Raw genomic sequence first — 21,370 nt, forward strand, 5'->3', positions numbered from 1 at the left:
TGGCCTGGAAGGCATGCATCCAGCCACGCCGGCAGGGGCTTTGACGCTCGGAGCCCGAAAGGTCTAAAGGTTCACATATGCGAGTCATTCGTGGCTTTCCCGCGCGCTTCGGTGCCCTGCTCCTTCCGGGTGCACTGCTGATGGCCCTGCCCCAGAGCGCGGCGGCCACGGAACAGGTAAAGCCAGACGCGACGCTCGCGGGACTGGAGCGGCTGTCCCAGCGCCGGGTGTTCTTCGGCCACCAGTCGGTGGGCGGCAACATCCTGGACGGCGTGCGCGGCCTGCGGCCTTCGCCGGCCCCCGCCATCGTGGAGGTGAAGGACGCGAGCGCGACGATTCCCCAGGGCTCGCTGGCGCACGCGTTGGTGGGCCAGAACGAGCAGCCGGAGACGAAGCTCGCGCACTTCGAGCAGCTGCTGGACGGCGGCGTCGCGAAGCAGGTGGACGTGGCGCTGATGAAGTTCTGCTACATCGACTTCAACACCGGCACGGACGCGAAGGCCCTCTTCGAGAAGTACCGCGTCACGCTCGCGGGGCTGAAGTCGCGCCACCCGGGCGTCACCTTCGTGCACGTCACCGCGCCGCTGACCACGGTGCAGCGCGGGGCGAAGGCGTGGTTCAACGAGCTGCGCGGGCGCCCCGTCTTCGGTGTCGGGGAGAACGTGTCGCGCGAGGCCTTCAACGCGCTGATGCGGCAGACCTACGGCGGCAAGGAGCCGCTGTTCGACCTGGCGGCGCTGGAGTCGTCACAGGCGGACGGCACCCGGGAGACGTACGAGGTCAACGGCCGCGCCTATCCCGCGCTGGTGCCGGCGTATTCAGATGACGGCGCCCACCTCAACGCGCAGGGACAGGCGCGCGTGGCCTCGGCGCTCGTCGCCTTCCTGGCGGCCCTGCCGGAGACGCCGCGCGAGGCGCCCACCTCCGCGAAGGCCGGTCCCTGAGCCATGCGCGTTCCGTTGATGATGATGCTCGGCCTGGGGCCGACCGTCGCGCGTTTGAAGCTGCGGCGCTGTGAGGCCGTGGGTGCCACCCCCACCGTCTGGGGCCGTGTCTGGATTCACGGCGAGGGGGAGATCCAGGTCGGCGATCGCGTATTGTTCGACGCGCGGATGGCGCCCATCGAGCTGCATGCTCAGCGGGGGGGACGCATCGTGATTGAAGACGACGTGACCATCGAGGGGGGCAGCTCCATTGAAGCGCAGTCGCTCGTGACACTGGGCGCGCGCAGCCGCCTGGGCATGTGGTGCAAGCTGATGGACAACATGTATCACCCCGTCCGCGGCAACCGGCACGAGCGGCCGCAGTCGGTGCCGCTGGTGGTGGAGGAAGGCGTCACGGTGGGCAGCCGCTCCATCCTGCTGCCGGGCGCGCACCTGCAGAAGAACGCGAGCGTGGCGTCCGGCACGGTCATCTCCCGCCGCATCCCGCCGGGCGTGACGGTGGGCGGCTCTCCGGCCCGCGTGCTGCGGCGCGAGGTGGCGCGATGAAGCCGGCCATCCCTTCCCGCGAAGAGGCGCTCCAGCTGGCGCGCGCGGGCATGCAGATGGTGCGCACGGAGGTGTTCCCCCGCGCCGAGCGCATGGTGGCCGTCGCGCGGGCGCGCTGGCTGTTCCGCGCCTTCCGCACCGGCCGGGGCGTGGCGGCGTATGGCCCGGTGGCCGCGCGCAACGACGGCCACGCGGAGTTCGGCGACAAGCTGACGTTCCTGGGCGGCATGCTGCCCACGTCGGTGGTCTGCTACGAGCACGCGCGGCTGCTGGTAGGCGACGAGACCCAGTTCAACTACGGCGCGTCCGTGGAGGCCTGGGAGTCGGTGCAGATTGGCGCCCGGTGCATGTTCGCGTCCTTCGTGCGCGTGAGCGACCGGGACGGCCAGCGCATCTCCCCCATCATCATCGAGGACGACGTCTGGGTGGCCCACGGCGCCATCCTGCTGCCGGGCGTGCGCATTGGCGCGCGGTCGGTGGTGTCCGCCGGCAGCATCGTTTCACAGGACGTGCCCCCGGACTCGCTCGCCATGGGCAACCCGGCGCGCAGCATGAGCCTGGACCTGGTGGCCCGCGACGCCACGGGCACCTGACGGGCCCGCTCTTCCTCTCCGCCCGGCGCTCAGCAAAGCGCGCCGGGCGCGTTCTTTTCCGCATCGCCCTTCCACACCCCGCCTTGAAAGACAGGACCTCTCCATGAGCACGCGTGACACGCTTCGCACCTTCATCATCGACACCTTCTTCGTGGACGACTTCGCGGACGACGACTCGTTCCTGCGCAAGGGCCTCATCGACTCCACGGGCATGATGGAGCTGGTGGCGTTCATCGAGACGGAGTTCCACATCAAGCTCGACGACAAGGAGCTGGTGCCGGAGAACCTGGACTCGCTGGCGCGCGTGGTGGCCTTCGTGGACCGCAAGCAGTCGCTGGCGAAGGCGAGCTGAGACGCCCATGTGCGGCATCGCGGGGTTCACCTTCCCGGCGGGTGACGCCGCGGGTCCGGCGCTTCACGCCGGCCGGCTGCGCCGCATGACCGCCAGCATCAAGCACCGGGGGCCGGACGCGCAGCGGGCCCTGCTCCTGGACGGCGCCGCGCTGGGGCACGCGCGGCTGTCCATCGTCGACCTGGCCTCCGGCCACCAGCCGATGCGCGACGAGGCCACCGGCCTCACCGTGGTCTTCAACGGGGAGATCTTCAACCACGTGGAGCTGCGCGAGCAGCTGTCGGGGGCGTATGCCTTCCGCACGCGCTCCGACACGGAGGTCATCCTCGCGGCGTTCCTCACGTGGGGCATCGACTGCGTGCGCCGCTTCGAGGGCCAGTGGGCGTTCGCGCTGTGGGATCCGCGCGACCGCACGCTGTGGATGTCGCGCGACCGCGTGGGCATCTGCCCGCTGTTCTACGCGCACCTGCCGGAAGGGCACCTGGCGTTCGCGTCGGAGGCAAAGGCGCTCTTCGCCGGGGGGCTGGTGACGCCCGCACTGGACGCGCGGGGGCTCAAGCAGACGTTCCAGCTCTGGGCGCCGGTGGCGCCGCGCACTTCCTTCGAGGGCGTGTCGCTCTTGCCGCCCGCGCATGTCGCGAAGTGGCGCGACGGGGCGCTGACGCTCCAGCGCTACTGGGACCTGGACTTCGGCGTGACGCCGGACGCGGCGGACGCGCCCCGGCTGCTGGAGGAGCTGGGCGCGGTGCTGGACCGGGCGGTGCGGCTGCGGCTGCGCGCGGACGTGCCGGTGGCGGCGTACCTGTCGGGCGGACTGGACTCCAGCCTCCTGTGCTCGCTGGCGCAGGAGCAGCTGGGGGGCACGCTGCGGACGTTCTCCGTGGGCTTCGCGCACGCGCGGTTCGACGAGCGCACGCACCAGGCGACGGTGGCGGAGCAGCTGCGCACCGAGCACCGCGTGGTGGAGATGCGCGACGGGGACATTGGCGCGCTGGTGCCGGGCGTCATCTTCCACGCGGAGCAGGCGATGATGCGCTCCGCGCCCGCGCCGTTCCTGCGGCTCTCCGGGTGGGTGCGCGACCAGGGCATCAAGGTGGTGCTGACGGGCGAAGGGTCGGACGAGATGTTCCTCGGCTACGACCTCTTCAAGGAGACGCAGGTGCGCCAGTTCTGGGCGCGCCAGCCGGCGTCGAAGTACCGGCCGCTGCTGCTGCGCCGGCTGTACCCGACGCTGTCGGTGAGCCAGCAGAGCGTGGAGCTCCTGCGCGAGTTCTTCGGCACGGGCCTGGAGACGCCGGACGCGCTGGGGTTCTCGCACCTGGTGCGGTGGGGCAACAGCGGCCGCATCCTGCGCTTCCTCGCGCCGGAGTTCGCCGCGAAGGTGGCGGACGAGGATCCGGTGGCGTCGGTGCTCGCGACGGTGCCGGAGGCGGTGGCGAAGTGGAGGCCGCTGGCGCGCGCGCAGTACCTGGAGGCGCGCACGCTGCTGTCCGGCTATCTGCTGTCCGCGCAGGGCGACCGCATGCTCCTGGGCAACGCGGTGGAGGGGCGCTTCCCGTTCCTGGACACGGGCGTGATGGAGTTCGCCGCGCGGGTGCCGGAGCGGCTGCGGCTGCGAGGCCTGGACGAAAAGCACCTGCTCAAGCGCTTCTCGAAGGGCCGGGTGCCAGCGTCCATCCTGGAGCGCAGCAAGTTCCCGTATCGCGCCCCCATCGCGGGAGCGCTGGTGGGCCCGGATGCGCCGGCCTGGGCGAAAGAGCTGCTGGCCCCGGAGGCGGTGTCGGCGACGGGCGTCTTCGACGCGCGCAAGGTGGAGCGGCTGGTCGCGAAGCTGCGCGCGCCGAACTCCGCGGAGAGCGAAGCGGACACCATGGCCCTGTTCGCCGTGGCGTCCACGCAGTTGCTGGCGCACCACTTCCTGAAGCCGAAGCCCGTCGCCCAGGCGGACGTGGACGCGGTGCAGTTGGAGGCGGCGTGAGCGCGCCCTCAGACACCCTGGTGGCAAGCGCGCACGCGCCGCGTCTGGCGCCGCGTGCGGAGTTGCATGGTGCGGCGGGACAGCGTGGCGCTGGAAGCAACGTGAGCGTCATGGCCTCTTGCGCGTTCGTGCGGCACTCGACTGCACAGCGGGAGACGGAATGAGCGCGCACGCGGACACCGCGCCTTCGTGGGTGCGTGCCCACGCGGCTGCGACACCGGATGCCCCGGCGGTGGATTCTCCCTGGGCGCGGCTCACCTACGCCCAGCTCGAAGCACGGATGCTCGCGCTCGCGGGACAGCTGCGCGCTTCGGGTGTCGAGCCCGGGGCTCGGGTCCTCATCGCCCTGCCCCTGGGCTGCGCGGCGGCGGTCGCGGGGCTCGCGGTGCAGGCCCTGGGGGCTTGCTCCGTGGAGCTGGACCGCGAGACGGGCGCGGATTCGCTGGCCAGCATCCTCGCGCAGACGGGTGCCCGCCATGCGGTCATCTTCGGTCAGGACGCACGGCGCTGGACGGGCCGCTCGCAGCTGGGCCACTTCTTCGTCGTGCACGGCTCCCGTCCCCCGGAGCGCATGCTCGGGCTGCTGAAGCCCGCCTCCTGCGCGTGGATCCAGGAAGACGGCGCGGTGGATCCGGAGGCCTCTTCGGAGCCGCCGGCCGCCCTGCCCTCCCTGCCTCCGGAGGCTCCCGCGTCCATCGTCTACACGTCCGGCAGCACGGGCACGCCCCGAGGCGTCGTGCAGACGTTCGCCAACATCGCGGCCAACACGCGCTCCATCGTGGAGTACCTGGGCCTCACGCCGCGCGACCGCGCCATGCTCATCCTTCCCCTGCACTACTGCTACGGGAAGAGCGTGCTCCAGACGCACCTGCTCGCGGGCGGCTCCGTGTTCCTGGATCCGCGCTTCATGTACCCGCAGGTCGTGCTGGAGGCCATGGCCACCGAGGCGTGCACCGGCTTCGCGGGCGTGCCCCTCACCTTCGAATTGCTGCGCCGCCAGGCCGCTCCGGACTCGCTCGCGAAGCTCCAGCTGCGCTACCTCACCCAGGCCGGCGGCGGCATGTCCCCGGACACCGTGCGCTGGACGCGCGAGGCCTTCCACCCGGCGGAGCTGTTCGTCATGTACGGCCAGACGGAGGCCACCGCGCGGCTCTCCTACCTGCCGCCCTCGCGCGCCAACGACAAGGCGGGCTCCATTGGCCAGGGCATCCCCGGCGTCACGCTGGCCGTGGTCGCGGACGACGGCACGCCGCTGCCCGACGGTGAGGTGGGCCAGCTCGTGGCGAAGGGCGCCAACGTCACCCCGGGCTACCTCAACGCTCCCGACGACACCGCCGCCATCCTCCACGACGGCTGGCTGTGGACGGGCGACCTCGCGTGGCGCGACGCGGACGGCTTCTTCTTCCTCGTCGGCCGCGCGAAGGAGATCCTCAAGGTGGGTGGCCACCGGGTGAGCCCCGCGGAGATGGAGCACGTCCTCGCGCGCCACCCGGCCGTGCTGGAGGTCGCCGTGGTGGGCGTGCCGGACGACCTGGGCGGCGAGGCCGCGTGCGCCGCCGTGGTCCTCCAGCCCGGCGCCACCGCGAAGGAGGACGACCTCCGCCGCTTCTGCCGCGAAGCGCTCCCGGCGCACAAGGTGCCGCGCCACGTGCTGTTCACCGAAGCGCTCCCCCGCGGGCCCACCGGCAAGGTGCTCAAGGCCGACCTGCGCACGCGCGTGCTGTCTTCACTCTCTTCCCCTGAATCGAGGTCGCCGTGACGATGAAGTTCTCCAAGCAGGTGCTGGAACTGGACTGGGAGGCCAAGGCCGCGTCGCTGTCCGACGGGCTCAAGGAGGCCGTCCTCAAGAAGCTGCGCAAGCGCGGGCTCGTCGTCGCCGTCTCCGGCGGCATCGACTCCGCGTGCGTCGCCGCGCTGGCGGTGCGGGCGCTGGGGCCGGACCGCGTCTTCGGCCTGCTGCTGCCGGAGCGCGACTCCAGCGGCCTGTCCTCGAAGCTGGGCCGCGAGCTCTGCGAGAAGCTGGGCATCCAGTACACGCTGCACGACATCGCGCCCGTGCTGGAGGCCGCCGGGTGCTATTCGCAGCGCGACGCGGCCGTGCGCTCCGTGTTCCCCGCGTTCCAGCCGGACATGAAGTGGAAGATCGTCATGCACGGCGACCGGCTCAACACGGACGCCCTCAACGTCTTCTACGTGGTGGTGCAGGTGGACGGGCAGGAGCAGCGCTTCCGCCTCACGCCCCAGGCCTACGTGCAGATTGTCGCCGCCACCAACTTCAAGCAGCGCGTGCGCAAGATGATGGAGTACTTCCACGCGGACCGGCTGAACTTCGCCGCGTCCGGCACGCCCAACCGGCTGGAGTATGACCAGGGCTTCTTCGTGAAGCTGGGCGACGGCTCCGCGGACGTGAAGCCCATCGCCAGCCTCTACAAGACGCAGACGTACAAGCTGGCGCGGCACCTGGGCGTCATCGACGGCATCCTCAACCGCGAGCCCACCACGGACACGTTCAGCCTGGAACAGTCACAGGAGGACTTCTACTTCTCCGTGCACTACTCGCAGCTGGACCTCATCCTCTGGGCGAAGAACCACGGCATCACGCCCGACGAGGTCTCCCCGGAGATGGGCCTCACGCCCCAGCAGATCCAGCGCGTCTACGACGACATCGACCAGAAGCGCCGCACCACCGCGTACCTCCACGCGCAGCCGCTGCTGCTCGAAGAGGTCAGCGAGCTGAAGCCCTTCAAGATCTCCTGAAGCGCCCTCACCCGCCTCCGGAGCCGGAGGCCGCGTCGATGGCGTCCGCGGCCTCCACCCGGAGGCGCTCCTCCGGGGTGAACGAGTCGAACAGCAGCCGCTGCACCGCGGCCTGACGCCGGGCGGGGTCCGGCTCGCTCTGGCCCAGCGCCTCGCGCTTCGCGCGGAAGTCCGCCAGCCGCTGCTTCCACTGCGCGCGCTCCGCGTCCAGCGCCTCCAGCCGCTCGGTGGCCTCCGGGCCCACGGTGGACAGCCGGTGCTGGTGCAGGTCCTCCGCCGTCGCGCCCGCCGCCAGCAGCTCCTGCTCCACGGCCCGCTGCCGCAACGGCCGCACGGCCTCCTCACGGCTGGCGCGCACGTCCGGGGGAAGCCGCTCCTCCAGCTCGGCCATGCGCCGCTCGCGCTCCTCCTTCGTCAGCGACGCGTCCTTCTGCAGCTTCAGCCGCTCCACGGCGACGGCGTCCACCGCCTCCTCCTGCCCGAAGAGGCCGTCGGCCGCGCCGCCCAGGTGCTCCCGGCGCAGCTTGCGCAGGGCCTCCAGGCGCTCGGCGGTGTCCATGGGGGCCGCGGCGCCCTTCGACGCCAGACCCCGGGCCGCTTCCAGATAGGACAGGTAGTCATCCAGCACCTGCACCGCTTCATCCATGGCGGCCGGGGGCAGCTTCTTCGCCCGCAGCGCCGCGAGGATGCGCTCGCGGATGAGCGACGCGGGCTCCTCGCCGGTGGCGGAGAGGTAGTAGTCGAAGAAGCGGCGCAGGTCCGCGCTCGGCACCAGGTGCCCGGACGCGTCCACGAGCACGGCGCCGTCCTCCTCCGTGTCCTGGAGCGAGCCCGGCAGCGGCGGCAGCGGCGCTTCGGGAGCCGGCGTCGCCGTCACGGCGGCACCGGGAACGCCGGGGGACGCCGCGCGCGGCACGGTGCCTCGCGCGACGGGGACGGCGGACGGCGGTCCAGCGGGTCCGGGCGCGTCCTCCGCCCGGACCTTCCACCACGAGAAGACGCCGGCACCCAGGAGGGCGCACAGCGCGACCACGAGAATGACGGCGCGGCTCTTCATGGCGGGGCGCTCCAACGGGCTTACAGGCCCGCGGTCTTCAGGCGGTTGGCCTGGTTGCGGAACACGGACACCGGGTTGGTGAAGAACGCGGTGAGGCCCAGCACCTGGTTCACCTCGTCCAGGTGGTTCATGTCGTAGTTGTCGCGGATGACCGTGCCGAAGCGCGAGCTGCAGCGGCCCACGAGGCCGTCGTTGGCCCCGCTGTAGAAGAAGGACGACAGCTTCATGGCGTAGTCAGACGCGTCCAGCAGGTTGGTGAAGGGGTCCGTGCCGGACCAGGAGTAGTAGCGCTGGCCCTGCGCGCCCGTCGCCGCGCCGCTGCCGCAGGACGTGGTGGGGACGCCCGCGGGGAACTTCGCGGTGAACGCGGAGGTGCCCGTCTTGCTCAGCGCCGCCAGCGCGCCAATCGCGTCCTGCGGCTGCGTGTGGCCGGACAGCAGCCCCAGCACGGTGCCCAGGCTGTTGGCGAAGTACGCCAGCACGCCCTCCGTGAACGACCCGCCCTGGAGGTTGTTGCGCAGGTAGTCCGCCAGGTCCGCGCCCTTGTGCGGCGAGCCCACCGTCGTCACGGACGCCACCAGGTCCGGCCGCACCGCCGCCACGTAGCGCACGTCCAGGCCGCCGTGGCTGTGGCCAATCAGGTTCACCTTCTTCGCGCCCGAGCGCGCGAGCACGTCCTGCACCTGCGCCAGCAGCGCCTCGCCACGCGCCTCCGTCGAATTGAACTGCGGAACGTGCGTGATGTAGACCTTCGCCCCGCCCGACTTCAGCGACGACTCGATGCCGTAGAAGTAGTCGAGCACCCCGAACAGCGAATCAAAACCCGCCATGCCGTGCGCCAGCACGATGGGGTACTTCGTCTGCGTGTACGTATCCGCGCGGGCAGGCTGCGCCCAGAGGGCAAGAACCGCGACAGTCAGAACGAGGGTCCGGACGGCGTTTCGCATACAGGCTCCTGATGGGGGAGTGCGGATCATCGAAGGGATTGACCCGCGAATCAGCCCATAAGGCGAGCCCCTGATAAAAAGCAAGCCGACCTCAGGATTCACTGGAAAGCGTGTCAGCTCCGAGTCACGCCAGCCTTTAACGCCCCGCGTCGGACTGGCAGCATGCGGGCCCTTCCAGAGGAGCACGCCCTTGGACACCGCCGCCTATCAGGCCTTCACCACGGAACTGACGCGCAGGGCTGACGCGGACGGCCGTTTCCGGGGGCTCGTGGCGCTGGGCTCGATGGCGGCGCGCGACTACGCGCCGGATGACTTCAGCGACCACGACTTCTTCGTCGTCGCGTGGCCCGGGCACGCTGAAACATTGAGACAGGAGCGCGGCTGGCTGCCTCGCGCGGAGGACGTGGCCCTGGTGTTCCGCGAGACGGCGCACGGCCTCAAGGTCGTGTACCGGGACGGGCACCTGCTGGAGTTCGCGGTGTTCGACCTGGAGGAGCTGTCGTTCGCGCGCGTCAACCGCTACCGCGTGCTGCTGGACAAGGGCGGCGTGACGGAGCGCATGGACGCGCGTGCGCGGGACACCGCCCTGGAGCTCCAGCGCACGGCACCGGACGACGCGTGGCTGTTCGGGCAATGGCTCACCCAGGTGCTGGTGGGTATGGGACGCCACGCGCGCGGCGAGGGGCTCAGCGGCCGCGCGCGGCTGGACGAAGCGGTGCGCCTGTTCTGCCTGCTGCTCGCGCGCCACGTCCCCGCGCCCCAGGCGTCGCTGCTGGACGGGCTGGATCCGGTGCGGCGCGTGGAGCGCGTGTATCCGGAGACCGGCGGCGAGCTGGCGCGCGCCCTGGAAGGCGACTCACCGGCCTTGGCGCGCACGCTCCTGCGGCTCGCGGAGCGCGAGCTGTCCCACGTGCCCGCCTTCCCGCGCGACGGAGTGGCCGCCGTGCGGGCGCGGCTCGAAGCGCTGCGCCGGTAGGCGTGCGGCACCTCAGGCCCGGGCGGCGTCCTGTTCCCGGGCGTTGTGCGCGATGACGAGCACCCGCTCCGGGTGCGGCTGCGCGCGGGCCCATTCCAGGAGCGCGGTGAAGGGGTCCGGCGCGGGCGCGGCCGTGGCCAGGGGCATGCGCGGCTGGTGTTCGAAGAACAGGTCCTCCGCCCCCAGGTTCTGGGCCTCCCACGTGCGCCAGCCCGGCAGCGGCTTGCCCGGCGCGGGCTGCAGGCCGGTGACGCTGAAGCCCCCGGCTGTGAAGACGCGCATCAGGCCCACCAACGTCGCGCCCGTGCCAAAGCCACACACCACGTGCCGCACCGTGGGGAAGCGCTCACGCACCTGCGCGCGCAAGCCCGCCGCCCAGGCCTCCACGCACGGCACCAGGGCCCGGTTGGTGAGCTGCCGGGGCCAGCACCAGCCGTCGCGCTCCAGGGCCATGGCCTGGTGGAACATGTCCGCCATCGAGTCCGCCTGGCGCACCTGCCCCTGGAAGCCGTGGGCGCGCAGGTACGCCTCGCCCGCCGCGTCCGTCACGGCCACCGTGGGCAGGCCCCGCTCGCGGCCCAGGACGTCCAGCGCGAGCGCGCTCGAGGCACCGGACAGCTCCACCAGCCCGCGCGAGCCCGGCGGCATCGCGGCCAGGTAGCGCGCGAAGGTGAGGTACTTGAGGCTGCCCGACGGCTGCGCCCCACCCCACAGCACCACCGGCCCGCCCGCACGCGGACGTGACAGGGAAAACACTCCACGCATGGTCGCCCCCTGGCGCGAACCGCCTTCCGCGCCCGACACGCCCGGGAGTCTTCCGGTGGGGTGGCCCGCGAGGCCATCGCCCCCGGGACGGGGTGGATGTCTCCCGGTGGACGGCACGCGAGCCCGGTTATGCTCCGCGCCCATGTCTCAAGCCCCGCGCGTCCGCATCCTCCTGTCGGAGACCTACAACCCCTGGTTCAACCTCGCGACCGAGGACTGGATCTTCCGCGAGCTGGACCCCGCCACCCAGACGCTCTTCCTCTGGCGCAACGACAACACCGTCGTCATCGGCCGCAACCAGAACCCGTGGTCCGAGTGCAACCTCACGCGCATGGAGGAGGACCAGGTCTTCCTCGCGCGGCGCACCAGCGGCGGCGGCGCGGTGTTCCACGACCTGGGCAACACCTGCTTCACGTTCCTGTCCGCGAAGGAGGGCTACAACAAGACGGCGAACATCACCATCCTGCTGGACGCGCTGTCGCGGCTGGGCGTGACGGCGCAGGCGTCCGGGCGCAACGACCTGGTGATTCCGCTGGAGGACGGCCCCCGGAAGATCAGCGGCAGCGCGTACCGCGAGACGAAGGACCGCGCCTTCCACCACGGCACCTTCCTCATCCACGCCAACCTGTCGCGGCTGGCCAACTACCTCACGCCGCACCCGAAGAAGCTGGAGTCCAAGGGCAGCGCGTCGGTGCGCTCGCGCGTGATGAACATCCGCGACCTCCAGCCGGAGGCGTCGCATGAGGCGCTGGTGAAGGCGATGATGGGCGCCTTCTGCGACTTCCACGGCGGCACCGCGGAGCCGGAGCTCTTGGAGCCCTCGTTCCTGGAGAGCCAGCCGTCGCTCAAGCGCACCTTCGAGCACTACGCGTCGTGGGACTGGCGCTTCGGCAACGCGCCCCGCTTCAGCCACCAGATGGTGGAGTACCTGTCGTGGGGCTTCTTCGAGGTCCACGTCGACGCGGAGAACGGACACGTCACCCGCGCGCAGGTCTTCTCGGATGCGCTCTACCCGGACCTTGTGCAGGACCTGCAGACGGCGCTCGCCGGCAAGCCCCACAGCCGCAACGGGATGCAGCAGGCCGTCGCCGAGGTCCGCGCCCGTCACCCCTCGCAGGAGCGCGAGCTGGGAGAGCTGGAGACGTGGCTGATGGGCCAGGTCGAGGTCTGACCCGGCCCATCCGCCGTCACTTCCTTCAGCGGTGGCCGCCGCCGGAGCCACCGCTCCAACCGCCGCCGTTCCCGCCGCCGCTGTTGCCACCGCCCCGGCTGGAGCCGTGGGACGAACCGCCGCCACGGCCGGAGCCGCCGCCCCAGCCCCCACCGCCGCCGCCACCGCCCCGGCTGGAGGAGCCGCCGCTGGTCTGGTGGACGCTGCCGGAGCTGCCGCCACCCCAACCGCCGCTGCCGCTGGACGAGGAGCGCCCGCCGCCGCCCGAGGACGGACGCCCGCCGCCGCTGGAACCGCCGCCCCACCCGCTGGAGCCGCCGCTGGACTGGTGCGCGCCGCTGCTCGACCCGCGCCCGCCCGGAGGAGGACTCCGGGTGCCGCTCCAGCCGCCGCTGTTGCCGTTGTTGCCGTGGTTCGACGAGTGGACCCCGCTGCCGCTCTGCGGACGGTAGGGACCGGGACGGCTGTTGCCGCGGCCTCCGTACGACGAGCCGTTGTAGCGACCGGGCGACGCGTCATGCACGCGCGGGCCATACCGGTACGGGCCCGGGCGGGAGGAGTAGTGGTAGCCCGGGCGGTAGCGGCTGTGCCCGTAGCCGTAGTAGCGCCACGACACGCCCGGGTAGCGGTACCACGAGCGCAGGAAGTAGTGCGGGCGGCCGAAGGACACCGAGATGTGCGCGTGGCGGTAGACCGGGACGGTGACGCGCACCGAGCCGTTCCACCCCCAGCCTCCGCCCACGAACACCCACGACGGACCGCGGCGGACCCAGCGCGGCGACACGAACACCAGGCCCGGACGCGGCGGCTCCATCCAGGTGCCGGAGACCCACTCGTAGCCGTTGGTGCCCCAGTACCAGTAGCCCGGAGCCCACGTGTAGGCCGGGGCCGGCGCGGGGGGCGGCGTCTCCACGCGCAGGGCCGGGGGCGCCTGGGTCGCCGTCACGTCCTCGCTGGCGACCTCCACGGGGATCTCCACCTCGGTGGAGCCCTCCTGCGCCCAGCCGCCGGACACCCAGCGCCAGACGTCGCCGTCCTGCGCCCAGTAGCCGTTGACGTACTGGTAGCCGGGCATGCGCTCCACCCAGCCGCCGGACTTGAACTGCCAGCTGTCGCCGTCCCAGTACCAGTGCCCGGACGTCCACACCGCGCCGGCGAAGGGCCGGGGGGTCGGCGACTCGGCGGGCAGGTCGGGGGGCGGAGAGGGCGCGATGGGCCCGGAATCATCCGCGTTGGACTGCTGGACGTACGCGTCATCCCCCCAGTCATCCGCGGCGACCGGCGAGGTCTGCGCGAACGCACCCTGGGTGGCCAGACCGACAATCACACCAACCCACCATCGAGAACCCATGACTCCGTCTCCGATCTCCAGACCCCCGAGGGGACGCGGGCCTCCCACACTTTATTCACCCTGGAGGCTCCAGGCCCGCAATCCTGTCGACACTGCTACAGTCCGGCGGGACGCGAATGCTGCGCCGACTCCTCCCCACATTGCTCGCCCTGGGTTGTGGACTGCTGGCCCTCGGATGGGGGCTGGTGAGCCTCCAGCGCATCTTCACCCAGGAGCGCGAGGACGCCCGGGCCCAGGTGCGCTCGCGGCGGGTCGCGCTGGAGCAGCTTGCGGAGGAGTCGCTGCGCACCGCGCTCGCGCAGCGGATGAAGACCCACCTGCCGAAGCTCAACGCGGCCGTGGGGGACCCGCTGCTGCCCGCGGAGGGCTACTACCTGCTCTTCCGCGGCCACCAGTTCCTGCCGCGCGTGGACTGGCCCCGGGAAGGCACGGACGCCCCCGCCCAGGCCACCTACACGCTGCTGGCGCACGCGCTGGAGGACGGCACCGCCCCGGCCCCCTTCCAGGAGCGGCTCTCGCGGCTGCGCTGGGCGGAGGCCGCCCTGGTCTCCGGCAACGAGGCGCGCACGGACGCGGCGGTGGAGTCGCTCTTACGCTACCACGCGGCGCACCCGCTGCCGCCGGATCAGGAGCTGCCCTTCACCCTCCTGATGGTGGAGTACCTCCAACGCGGAGGGGACACGCCGCCCCTCATCCGGGCGCTGGTGCGCGAGGGCCTTCCGGAGGAGCTGGGCGGCATGGCGCGGGACGCGGGCCTGCAACGCAACCTGCTGCGCGCCCGGCCCCAGCTCACGCGGCCGGACTTCGACTTCCTCCAGGCGCGCATCGTGGCGCTGAGTCAGGCGCTGGTGGAGCCCCATGACGCCTTCGTGGCCCGCGTGCAGGAGGCCGGCGCGGGCGCGCTGGTGCTGCCGGAGCCGCTGGACGGCCCCACGCTGCTGGCCGAGCAGTGGTACGTGGAGCCCGCGGCCGAGCAGGTGCACGGGCTGGCCGTGGACATGGCCGCGCTGCTCGCGGAGCTGACCCAGGAGCTGCAGGGGCGCAACCTCATCCCCAAGGACGGCCAGGTGCGGCTGGGGCCCGGCGGCGTCGCGCGCCCCCTGAAGCATCCGGGGCTGGAGGTGGCCACGCCCGGGTGGGCCGCCGCGGAGGCGGACATCGAGGCCCGCTACGGCCTGAAGACGCTGCTCGTCGCGGCGTGCGGCGCGCTCGCGTCCGCCATCGCGGCGCTGGCGGTGGTGGCCCAGCAGCGCAAGTACCGCTTCGTGGAGCTCAAGAGCGACTTCGTCTCCACCGTGTCGCACGAGCTGCGCACGCCGCTCGCGTCCATCCGCCTGCTGGGCGAGACGCTGGAGCGCCGGCTGGGCCAGAGCCCGGAGGCCGGGGACTACCCCACCCGCATCGTGCGAGCGGCGGAGGGCCTGCACTTCCTGGTGGAGAACATCCTGTCCTTCAACCGCATCGACAAGGGGAGATGGGCGCTGAGGCCCGCGCACGTGCGGCTGGAGGAAGCGGTGGGCACGCTGCGCGAGGACCTGCAGGACGCCGTCACGGTGCCGGTGGAGATCCGCTCGGAGGTGGACGACGTGGAGCTGGACGCGGACGCGTCGCTCGTCCGGATGCTCTTCGCCAACCTGGGCCGCAACGCCTGCCTCTACAACCAGCGCAGCCCCGTGGTGCTGACCGTGCGCGCCTATCCGCAGCCGGGCTTTGGCGCCACGGTGCTCTTCAGCGACAACGGCGTGGGCATCCCCCCGGAGGAATGGGAGCGCGTGTTCCAGGACTTCTACCGGCTGACAACCCCCGGACCGGAGGTGCATGGAAGTGGCCTGGGGCTGGCGCTGTGCCGCAGAATCATGGGCCTGCACCAGGGCAGCATCCAGGTGGCCTCCTCCAGTCCTGAAGGCACGACCTTCGCCCTGACCTTTCCCGAGACGCGCCGATGACGACGCAGACGCCGCCCCCCTCCACCCGCCCTTCCATCCTCATCGTCGAGGACGACGCGAACCTGCGCATGGGCCTGCGCGACAACCTGCGCGACGAGGGCTACGACGTGACGGACGCCCCGTCCGCGAAGGACGCCGCCCCGCACCTGCAGTCGCGGGCGTTCGACCTGCTCATCCTGGACGTGATGCTGCCGGGCGAGGACGGCTACAGCTTCTGCCGCCGCCTGCGCGCGGAAGGGGTGAAGAGCATGGTGCTGATGCTCACCGCCCGCTCGCTGGAGGACGACCTGGTGCGCGGCTTCGAGGCTGGCGCGCAGGACTACCTCACCAAGCCCTACCGCCTGCGCGAGCTGCTCGCGCGCGTGCAGGCGCTGGTGCGCCGGGCAGGCACGGCGCCACCGCAGGTGCTGACCTTTGGCGCCTTCACGCTGGACCTGGGCCGCCGCGCGGTGCTGCGGGCGGACGGCAGCGAGGTGGACCTGACGCGCACGGAGTTCGACCTGCTGGCGTTCCTCCTGCGCCACCGCGACCGCGCGCTGCCGCGCGGAGAGATTCTGGACGCGGTCTGGGGCCGCGACGTCGTGGTGGATCCGCGCACGGTGGACAACTTCGTGTCGAACCTGAAGAAGAAGCTCGGGTGGACGAGCACGTCGGGCTTCACCATCCACACGCTGCGCGGCGTGGGCTACCGCATGGAGGTCCTGAGCGGCGGACCGTCATGACAAAATCATGACCGACACATGGAGTGCTGTCGGCCTTTCGGCTGGTGGGACTTCGTACCTTGCATCTTGTGGGGACGGGACGCCTGGAGCGTCCGCTCCAACCAGGAGGCGGGTCAGATGTTTGAGTCGGTCATCGAACGGCGGGGAGTGCGCTCGGGACGGTTCGGCACGGGCGCGTGGGTGTCCATCACTGTGCACGCGGGGCTCCTGGGCCTGGTGTTCTTCATCTCCGGCCGCGTGCCCGAGACCATCGAGCCGCCAATCGCGGACCTCGTCTACCGCCCGCCCGCCATCCGGAAGGGCGTGAAGCAGACGGCGCAGCCGAAGCCGGCCACCGCCGCTCCGGCACCGAAGCCCAAGCCGCGCACGGACCGAGTCCCGCTGCACCCCAAGCCGCTGCCCGCAGATCCGCCGGAGGCAAAGCCGGATCCGGAGCCGACGACGATCGCGGACGCGGCGGCCACGACCGACGCGACGGGCACGGGCGAGTCCGGGCCGGTGGGCGACCCGGACGGGGATCCGAACAGCGACAGCCCCATCGGCGCGGTGGGCGTGCCGGTGATCCCGACCGCGCCCACGGGCACGGAGGTGCTGCCCTTCCAGGGCGGGATGACGCCGCCCCGGATGCTGAGCGGTTCGCACTTCAGCTACACGCTCGAGGCGCGGCGCGCGGGCGTGGAGGGGATGATCATCGCGAAGTGCGTCATCACCACGGAAGGCCAGGTGCGCGACTGCCGCATCATCAAGGGCCTGCCGTTCATGGATGACGCGGTCCTGGAGTCCCTCTACTCGCGGACGTATCAGCCGCTGACCTTCCAGGGCCGTCCGGTGAACGTGTCGTACACGTTCAACATCCGGCTGAAGATGCCCTTGCCCTAGCGGCGGGGCCGGGTGTCCGCCAGTGGAAGCGCCAGGACGCCCGGCTCCCCTTCGGGAGAGGAAAAGCATCGCGGCGGGACCGCAGGCCCGTTAGGAAAGTCCCGTCGCGCCTGGCCATGTGCGCGATACCGGCACCGGAAGGAGCGGGCCTCCCCCGGCCCGCTTCCGGTGCCGGTCCCTTTTCAAGCGCAATGGCGGACACCTGGTACGACGCGGTGGTGGTGGGTGCGGGCTTCGGCGGCCTGGGCACCGCATTGGAGTTGTGCCGCAAGGGCGCCCGGGTGGCGCTGTGCGAAGGGCTCAACTACCCGGGTGGCTGCGCGAGCACCTTCCGGCGCGGCGGCTACGCCTTCGAGTCCGGCGCCACGCTGTTCTCCGGCTTCGGCGAGCAGCAGCTCTTCGGCCGGTGGATCCGCGAGCACGCGCTGGACGTGACGGTGGACTGGCTGGATCCCCTGGTGGAGCTGCGGACTCCGGGGCTGCGGCTGCCGGTGCACCGCGACCGGGAGCGGCTCATCGCGGAGCTCTGCGCGCTTCCTGGAGCACCCGTACAGGGCGTGCGGCGCTTCTTCGCGTTGCAGGCCCAGGTGGCCGGTGCGCTGTGGCCGCTGTTCGATGACCCGGACCTGCTGCCGCCGCTGAGCCTGCAGACGCTGCTGCGGCACGCGGGGCGCACGTGGTCCTACGCGCCGCTGATGCGGTGGCTGGGCCGTCCGCTGGGCGCGGTGCTCGCGCAGCATGGGCTGGAGGGCTTCACGCCGCTGCGCACGTACCTGGATGCGCTCTGTCAGATCACCGTGCAGTGCTCCGCCGCGGAGGCGGAGACCCCGTTCGCGTTCGCGGCGATGGACTACTACTGGCGCGGCACGGGGCATGTCCGGGGCGGCATCGGCCGGCTGGCGACGGCACTGACCAAGGCCATCACGGACCGGGGCGGTGACGTGCTCCTGGCGAACCGGGTGCGCGCGGTGACGCCCGTGGACGGAGGCTGGAAGGTGACGGCGCGCAGGGGTGAGCTGCTCGCCCGGCACGTGGTGGCCAACGTGTTGCCGCAAGGACTGCGCACGCTGCTGGATGCGCGGGTGGGGCAGCTCCCCAAGCTGGATGCGCTGGCGGAGCGCGTGGACGGTGGCTGGGGCGCGGCGATGCTGTACCTGGTGGTGCGGCCACCCGAAGGCGACTCCGGCGGCGCGCACCACTTCGACATGGTGCGCGACGAGCAGGCCCCCTTCATCGAAGGCAACCACCTCTTCGCCTCCGTGAGTGGGGCGGCGGACGAGGGGCGTGCGCGGCCGGGCCAGCGCACGGTGACGGTGTCCACGCACGTTCCACTGAAGAAGCTCGCGGCCATGACGCCGGAGGAGCAGGCGTCCTACTTCGCCGGGCTCCATGCTCGGATGCGCGAGAACCTGGACACGCTGCTTCCGGAGTGGATGGCCAACGTCGTGCACGTCATGACGGCGTCCCCTCGCACGTTCCAGCGCTTCACGCTGCGCGAGGCAGGCGCGGTGGGCGGCGTGCCCCGGCGCGCGGGTCTGGACAACTACCGCATCCTGGGACCTTTCCAGGCCCGGCGCGGCCTGTGGCTCGTGGGCGACTCCGTGTTCCCGGGCCAGAGCACCCTGGCCACCGCGGTGGGTGGTGTTCGCACCGCCGCGAGCATCGCCGCGACGCGCTAGAGCATTGCATTACAACCCAACCCGTTATCCACCGCTTCACTGGAATCCTCGATACCGGGTTCAAGCGCGGTCGTGGGCCGCGTATGGTTTGTGTCCCCCTCACGGAGGACACATGCGCACGTTCCTGATTGGCGGTCTGTTGGCGATGGCGGTGGGCTGCGGCGGTCCCATGGAGCAGGAAGAGGCGCAGCCGGAGCTGGCCTCGCAGGAGGCTCCGCTGCCCGACTGCCTCAACACCGACAACATGATCACGTACTTCAACGACGCGTCCCACTCGATCATCGTCGGGCAGCGCGGGTGCTACTGCGGCAGCTGGGTGAACTGGGGCCAGGTGTCCACGAGCTACTGGGAGAACACCAGCTGCTAGGCGCACGTTGAGGTTCAGCCCGTGGCCACCGTGTCCCCGGCGCTCGGGGGCATGGTGCGCGCGGTGTCCGCCAGCTCCTCCAGGATGCGCACGGCTTCGCGGGCGGCGTCCTCGGGACGCACGCTCGTGTCGGAGATGCCCGCGATGAGCCGCGTGCGGTCGTGGTCCACCGCGCCCTGCTGCGCCCAGGTGCTCGCGGCCGGCGCCGTCAGGTACGCCGAATAGGCGTGGTGTCCGGAGCCGGGGCGCTCTCCAATCACATGCACCAGGGCCCGGGGCCTCGGGTCGTTCTCGGCTCCGAAGAGCAGCCGCCCCACCTGGTAGCCCGCGCGCACGCGGCCGTGCTTCACCACCAGCACCTCGGGCGCCACGCTCCAGCCCTGCGCCGCCAGCTCCGCGCGCAGCGTGTCCAGGAACGGCGGCAGGTGGCCCGCGTCCATCAGCGAGCGCGGATCCAGGCCGTCCGAGATGACGACCTGCGCGTCCCACCGTCCGCCGTGCCGGTCGCGCAGCGCGCGCACCGTGGCCTCCGACGTCTCGTCCAGCGACTCGCCCGACGGCGGATGCAGGATGTAGTCGCGCCGGTCCTCGGAGCACGTCCGCAGCCGCACCGCGCCCGGCAGGGACTCCACCGCCGCGTCGGACAGCTCCGACCACAACCCCACCTTGGCGTCCTCGTACAGCCGCCGCAGGTCCTTCTCCAGCGGGGGCTCCAGCGTCCAGGTCTCCTTGCCGTGCCCCACCGCCAGCGGCACGCTCCGGGCGCGCACCTGGGCCATCCGCGTCTCCGCCTCCGCGCGCAGCTCCGCCTCCGGACGCGTGTCGCCCTTGGCCCGGCGGTAGTGCACGTAGACGTGGGCGGGGTCACCGAAGTGCTTCGTGGGCCGGCCGTCGGCGTCGATGACGCCCAGGCGCTGGAAGAACGCCCACATCCGGTCATCCACCCTCAGGCCGTGCCGCTCGCGCAGCCGCACGTGGTCCTGGAAGGACGTGGTGAGGTAGCTGAGCATCGGATCATTCCGCGTGGGCAGCGCCATCAGGTACGCGGGCCCGGCTTCCGCGAGCTGATCCTGGCACCAGCCCAGGTCATCCAGCGTCACGTCCATGTGCAGCGTGGAGCACACGTCCAGGCCCAGCGTGAGGCCGTGCAGCTTGCCCATCACGATGTCTTCCAGGCAGCAGCGCACCAGCTGCTCGCGCGTGCGGAACACCTCCGGCCCGATGAAGCCCGCCACGTCGTTGACGTGCACCCACGGCGCCGCCTCACGCCCCGCGCCGGCCTGCGCGATGGCCACCCGGCGCTTCAGGGCCCGCGCGAAGCCGTACTTGCGCGACTCGTGGATGAGCATGTCCGTGCCGTGGTGATGCCCGTTCGTCGCGTCCGCGCCCTGCCCCGTCTCGAAGTACAGGCCCCAGCGTCCGGTGCGCGCCGCCGTGTGCGCGACCATCTTCTCCAGCGTCACGTCGAAGGTGCGGTTGGCGGCCTCGTTCCCACCCAGGCTCTGGAACCAGATGCCCGTGGTGCCCGGTTGCAGCGCCTCCACCTGCGCCTGCACGTCGATGTGCGCGAGCACGCAGTGGGGCATCACCTCCTCCAGCCCGAACGTCGTCAGCACGTCGTGCAGCGCGGACTCCACCGCGGCCACCGACGCGACGTCCGACGACACCGGGTTGGTGCCCAGCACCACGTCGCCCACCGCGAAGGACCACCCGTTGAAGACCTGCCAGCGGATGTCCTCCGGATGATCCGTGGGCGAGTTGGGCTGCAACCGCGCGCCCAGGTAGCCCTTCGCGCCCACGCGGCTGCCCGGCAACGGATGGAAGATGCGCCCACCCACCGCCTTCAGCTCCGCGTCGGTCATCAGCTTCACGACGCACGCGATGACGTCGCTGGGGAGCCCGTCGATGACGGCGTGCACCTCCGCCTCGGGCGCGGTGAGCAGGAAGCCCTTGAGCCGTCCCAGCGTCCAGTCCGCCACGCGCTTCCAGCGCGCGGAGTCCCACGCCTCCAGGTTGAAGATGTGCAGCCGGTCCTCGAACGGAGGATGCGCGTGCACGTCGTCCAGCCGCGTGCGCGACAGCAGGGTCCGCGCCGTCTCCCGCGAAGCCTCGTCCTCCGCCGCGACACCGATGGCCGCGTCGCCTTCCTTGAACGCGTTCGCAGCGCCCAGGAGCTGCTGATACAGGCGCGCGTCGAAGCCGCCCGTCAGGCGCTGCACGTAGTCGAAGACATCTTCGTGGGGGAGGACGTCGGGAAGACAGACGCTCATGGGGCGAGAGGTTTAACCGGCGGTGGCGCCGCGCCACCATCCCCCGAAGGCGCTGTCACCTGTGCAACGC

General features: G+C 71.5%; 19 protein-coding genes. 14 read left to right on the plus strand and 5 right to left on the minus strand.

Going from position 1 to position 21,370, the window contains the following annotated elements; genetic code table 11:
• Nucleotides 1-77: 77 nt before the first annotated feature.
• From NR792_RS12990 to nadE, 7 genes are all read left to right on the plus strand, one after another.
• Nucleotides 78-944: a hypothetical protein gene (locus NR792_RS12990; protein ID WP_375760365.1), complete on the plus strand. Its 867-nt coding sequence runs from the start codon at nt 78-80 to the stop codon at nt 942-944.
• A gap of 3 nt (nt 945-947) precedes the next feature.
• A complete protein-coding gene (locus NR792_RS12995) occupies nt 948-1,490 on the plus strand; it encodes an acyltransferase (protein WP_375760366.1) in 543 nt (180 codons plus the stop codon).
• A complete protein-coding gene (locus NR792_RS13000) occupies nt 1,487-2,083 on the plus strand; it encodes an acyltransferase (protein ID WP_375760367.1) in 597 nt (198 codons plus the stop codon). The genes NR792_RS12995 and NR792_RS13000 overlap by 4 nt, the downstream gene beginning before the upstream one ends.
• A 103-nt stretch (nt 2,084-2,186) precedes the next feature.
• Nucleotides 2,187-2,435: an acyl carrier protein gene (locus tag NR792_RS13005; RefSeq protein WP_375760368.1), complete on the plus strand. Its 249-nt coding sequence runs from the start codon at nt 2,187-2,189 to the stop codon at nt 2,433-2,435.
• A 7-nt stretch (nt 2,436-2,442) separates the two neighbouring features.
• Nucleotides 2,443-4,413, plus strand: coding sequence for an asparagine synthase (glutamine-hydrolyzing) (gene asnB / locus NR792_RS13010; protein WP_375760369.1), 1,971 nt, complete (start codon nt 2,443-2,445; stop codon nt 4,411-4,413).
• A 160-nt stretch (nt 4,414-4,573) separates the two neighbouring features.
• Nucleotides 4,574-6,172 (plus strand): class I adenylate-forming enzyme family protein, encoded by a 1,599-nt coding sequence (locus NR792_RS13015; protein ID WP_375760370.1) that lies wholly within the window; start codon nt 4,574-4,576, stop codon nt 6,170-6,172.
• 2 nt (nt 6,173-6,174) lie between these two features.
• Complete coding sequence (gene nadE, locus NR792_RS13020) at nt 6,175-7,170, plus strand: NAD(+) synthase (protein WP_375761612.1); 996 nt, start codon at nt 6,175-6,177, stop codon at nt 7,168-7,170.
• A 7-nt stretch (nt 7,171-7,177) separates the two neighbouring features.
• Here nadE and NR792_RS13025 read toward each other — a convergent pair whose 3' ends face one another.
• Nucleotides 7,178-8,227: a lipase secretion chaperone gene (locus NR792_RS13025; protein WP_375760371.1), complete on the minus strand. Its 1,050-nt coding sequence runs from the start codon at nt 8,225-8,227 to the stop codon at nt 7,178-7,180.
• Between the two features lie 20 nt (nt 8,228-8,247).
• A complete protein-coding gene (locus tag NR792_RS13030) occupies nt 8,248-9,174 on the minus strand; it encodes a lipase family alpha/beta hydrolase (protein ID WP_375760372.1) in 927 nt (308 codons plus the stop codon).
• 190 nt (nt 9,175-9,364) lie between these two features.
• Between NR792_RS13030 and NR792_RS13035 the strand changes: the two genes are divergently transcribed.
• Nucleotides 9,365-10,150: a hypothetical protein gene (locus NR792_RS13035; protein ID WP_375760373.1), complete on the plus strand. Its 786-nt coding sequence runs from the start codon at nt 9,365-9,367 to the stop codon at nt 10,148-10,150.
• Nucleotides 10,151-10,162: 12 nt separating this feature from the next.
• Here NR792_RS13035 and NR792_RS13040 read toward each other — a convergent pair whose 3' ends face one another.
• Entirely contained in the window at nt 10,163-10,915 is a 753-nt protein-coding gene (locus tag NR792_RS13040) for a pyridoxal-phosphate dependent enzyme (protein ID WP_375760374.1), read from the minus strand.
• Between the two features lie 142 nt (nt 10,916-11,057).
• Here NR792_RS13040 and NR792_RS13045 point away from each other — a divergent pair, with 142 nt between their 5' ends.
• A complete protein-coding gene (locus tag NR792_RS13045) occupies nt 11,058-12,086 on the plus strand; it encodes a lipoate--protein ligase (RefSeq protein WP_375760375.1) in 1,029 nt (342 codons plus the stop codon).
• A 25-nt stretch (nt 12,087-12,111) separates the two neighbouring features.
• Here the strand turns inward: NR792_RS13045 and NR792_RS13050 are convergent, their stop codons facing one another.
• Nucleotides 12,112-13,437 (minus strand): hypothetical protein, encoded by a 1,326-nt coding sequence (locus tag NR792_RS13050; protein WP_375760376.1) that lies wholly within the window; start codon nt 13,435-13,437, stop codon nt 12,112-12,114.
• Nucleotides 13,438-13,553: 116 nt separating this feature from the next.
• On the opposite strand from NR792_RS13050, the gene NR792_RS13055 reads away from it, so the two are divergent.
• The 5 genes from NR792_RS13055 (at nt 13,554) to NR792_RS13075 (ending at nt 19,030) form a co-directional block, all read left to right on the plus strand.
• Entirely contained in the window at nt 13,554-15,383 is a 1,830-nt protein-coding gene (locus NR792_RS13055; RefSeq protein WP_375760377.1) for a sensor histidine kinase, read from the plus strand.
• Nucleotides 15,380-16,105: a response regulator transcription factor gene (locus NR792_RS13060; RefSeq protein ID WP_375760378.1), complete on the plus strand. Its 726-nt coding sequence runs from the start codon at nt 15,380-15,382 to the stop codon at nt 16,103-16,105. Before NR792_RS13055 ends, NR792_RS13060 begins: the two co-directional genes overlap by 4 nt.
• Before the next feature lie 117 nt (nt 16,106-16,222).
• Nucleotides 16,223-16,984: an energy transducer TonB gene (locus NR792_RS13065; protein WP_375760379.1), complete on the plus strand. Its 762-nt coding sequence runs from the start codon at nt 16,223-16,225 to the stop codon at nt 16,982-16,984.
• Nucleotides 16,985-17,175: 191 nt separating this feature from the next.
• Nucleotides 17,176-18,663, plus strand: a complete 1,488-nt coding sequence (locus NR792_RS13070) for a phytoene desaturase family protein (protein ID WP_375760380.1) — start codon at nt 17,176-17,178, stop codon at nt 18,661-18,663.
• Nucleotides 18,664-18,775: 112 nt separating this feature from the next.
• A complete protein-coding gene (locus NR792_RS13075; protein WP_375760381.1) occupies nt 18,776-19,030 on the plus strand; it encodes a hypothetical protein in 255 nt (84 codons plus the stop codon).
• Between the two features lie 14 nt (nt 19,031-19,044).
• On the opposite strand, the gene eutB is transcribed toward NR792_RS13075, so the two are convergent.
• Complete coding sequence (gene eutB, locus NR792_RS13080; protein ID WP_375760382.1) at nt 19,045-21,300, minus strand: ethanolamine ammonia-lyase subunit EutB; 2,256 nt, start codon at nt 21,298-21,300, stop codon at nt 19,045-19,047.
• Nucleotides 21,301-21,370: the final 70 nt, after the last annotated feature.

This window comes from Corallococcus exercitus (assembly GCF_042231735.1).
In the GTDB taxonomy this organism is placed as follows: Bacteria; Myxococcota; Myxococcia; order Myxococcales; family Myxococcaceae; genus Corallococcus; species Corallococcus exercitus_B.